The sequence below is a fragment of the Paenibacillus sp. 01T422 genome (assembly GCF_056398785.1).
In genome coordinates, this window is the sequence record NZ_JBFTQB010000881.1 from 1 (window position 1) to 2693 (window position 2693).

General features: G+C 43.3%; 3 protein-coding genes. 1 reads left to right on the forward strand and 2 read right to left on the reverse strand.

From position 1 onward, the window contains the following. Nucleotides 1–573: hydrogen peroxide-dependent heme synthase (hemQ, locus tag AC1DUA_RS32870; protein ID WP_477503731.1), on the forward strand; the 573-nt coding region annotated here is incomplete at its 5' end. Nucleotides 574–674: 101 nt separating this feature from the next. On the opposite strand, the gene AC1DUA_RS32875 is transcribed toward hemQ, so the two are convergent. Beyond that, nucleotides 675–959 carry a hypothetical protein gene (locus tag AC1DUA_RS32875; protein ID WP_477503732.1) on the reverse strand — a complete coding sequence of 95 codons (285 nt, stop codon included), beginning with the start codon at nt 957–959 and terminating at the stop codon, nt 675–677. Nucleotides 960–986: 27 nt separating this feature from the next. Continuing rightward, nucleotides 987–2177, reverse strand: coding sequence for an NAD(P)/FAD-dependent oxidoreductase (locus AC1DUA_RS32880; protein ID WP_157319622.1), 1191 nt, complete (start codon nt 2175–2177; stop codon nt 987–989). Between the last annotated feature and the right edge of the window lie 516 nt (nt 2178–2693).

The window sequence follows — 2693 nt, forward strand, 5'->3', positions numbered from 1 at the left end:
GCCGTATATAGCATCGTTGGACAGAAAGCTGACTTTGTATTCATGCAATTGCGCGAAACGTTAGAAGAACTGAATGATTTAGAAAATGCTTTTAATAAATCCAGCTTTGCCGCTTTTACAATCCCGGTATATTCCTATGTTTCTATCGTAGAATTAAGCAGTTACCTGGCTAAGCCTGGCGTCGATCCTGCGGATGATCCAGAGATTCAAGCACGTTTGAAGCCAGCGCTACCCAAAGCGAAGCATATCTGCTTCTATCCGATGAATAAGCGTCGCGAAGGCAATGACAACTGGTACATGCTCCCTGCGGACGATCGCAAAACGATGATGCGCAGCCATGGTATGATTGGCCGTACATATGCTGGCAAAGTGAAGCAAATCATCACGGGTTCTGTTGGTCTGGATGATTGGGAATGGGGCGTAACGCTGTTCTCCGATGATCCTTTGCACTTCAAAAAGCTCGTTTATGAAATGCGTTTTGACGAAGTGAGCGCACGTTTCGGTGAATTCGGTGATTTCTATGTAGGCAACTTGCTTACACCAGAGAAATTTGCGAAACTCATTACGGTTTAAAATAACGTAATAACGTAGAAGGATGGACCTCGTGTCTGTCCTTCTTTTTCTTTTCCGTAGAAAAAAAGCCTGCCCTCTAAGAGCAAGCTTTCAATTATGTTTTATTCCTCATCATCATCGTCGTCGCGGAGCGCAGCTGCAAGTTCGGCTTCCATCTGCGCTTTGCGTGCGAGATACACCTCGGTATCACGATCACGCTGTCGACTTTTTTCCTTCAACCGTTCGATGGCTGGTAATATGAGAATATCAATTTCCTTTTGTACAACAGCTACGTGATCGTAACGTTTCTCCGTCTCCAGAAAATGACCGACTTCAATCAGTCCGTTGTAACGATCCAGTTCATCCCGGGTAAGAAGTCCTCTTACTTGGACACTGCAGTGCCGCATAACGATCCCCCCGTTTAAGAATGATGACTAGAAACGCCCTTTACGAATAACGAGCGGAATTCCGCCGATAATGTAGAGGTATCTCATATCAACCACTTTCTTCATCATGGCTGCTACATTCCCTTTGAGTTTACGGGAACCAACAATACCGATGGCTTGTCCTTTACCTAAGGAAGCAACAGTACCTTTGTTGGAGAATTTGAATGTTTTCATTTGGGAACCGCGAATGGAAGCAATCAGGTTATGAGCGACAGCTTCCCCTTGCTGCATCGCGATTTGCGCCGTTGGAGGGTAAGGTCTGCCTTCATCGTTCATAACGATGGAACAGTCGCCGACAACATAGATATTATCGAATTGAGGAGCACGTAGGTACTCATCAACTTTAATTCTACCGCGCATCGTTTCAAATCCAGCTTCATCCAGCATGTGGTTACCGCGGATACCGCCTGTCCAAACAACCGTTGCAGCCTTGATAAACTCATCGCCAGCGATAAGAACGCCTTCCGGTGTGCATTCTTTAATCGCTGTACCGATTTTGAATGTGATGCCTTTGTCTGTCAAAATTTTCATCGCATACTCAACAAGCTCAGGGTCAAAACCTGGCAGCGCTGTTGGAGCAGCTTCAATATTATAAATCTTCACGAGGGAAGGATCGACGTCGAACTCTTTGCAAAGCTGTGGAATGCGATCTGCAAGTTCACCGATGAATTCAATACCAGTAAATCCAGCTCCACCGATAACGAATGTCAGGTAATCTTTGCGATCCGGCTCACGCTTGTATTTCGCGAATTGATACTCAATGTGCTCCCGAATGAAGCGAACGCTGTTGATGCTACGGATATTCAGTGCGTATTCTTTGAGTCCAGGGATACCGAACGTTTCAGCTTCGCCACCAAGACCGATAACTAGGTAGTCATAAGAAAGCGTCCCGTCTTCGAGAATAACCTTTTTCTCATGCGGACGGATTTGGGTAACAGTCGATTTCACGAAATCCACTTTGAACTCATCAATCAATTTCAGAATGTTCACGCGTGCATTTTCAGGATTATCTGTCCCAGCAGCAGGCATATGGAGATGCGTGGTAATGTAGTGGTAATCATGCTTGTTTACGAGTGTTACATCAGCTTCATTGTAATTTAATTCTTTTTGCAATCGAATTGCAGAAAGAATCCCGCCGTACCCGGCTCCTAGAATAACGATTCTTGGTATTCTACTCATGTCTCTCTCACTTCCATATCCGATTTTATTGTCCCATGGTTTCTCTATCTTGTGAAAATTTACACAAACAGCTTCAAAAGTGGTATACTGCCTCTAGTTTGCTCTCTCACGCAGTGATTTATGATCAAAAATGCATCAAAAAGCACAAATTTAGTCACAACATGGTAAACCGATTCTCATGATATAATATAATTTAAATTAGTAAAGATCAAGTGCTATTTTGGCTTAAAATCAAGCTTACAGCCCCTTCAGGCGTGTCCAACCATTGTAAGCATTACTTATCATATTTATAAGCGATTTATATAAAGAAATCACACTTTTCTGTTTCCTTCATTAGAAGAGACGTTTATAATGAAATAATGATTGTGGCAATTCTTGCAATACTCAGAATAATGGCACATCAAAGGAAATGAATCGGAGGAGTTTAACAATGATCGAGAAAGAAACTAATCAAGACATCGTTGATATTATTGTCATCGGTGGTGGACCTGCTGGGATGTTCGCATCCTTCTACGC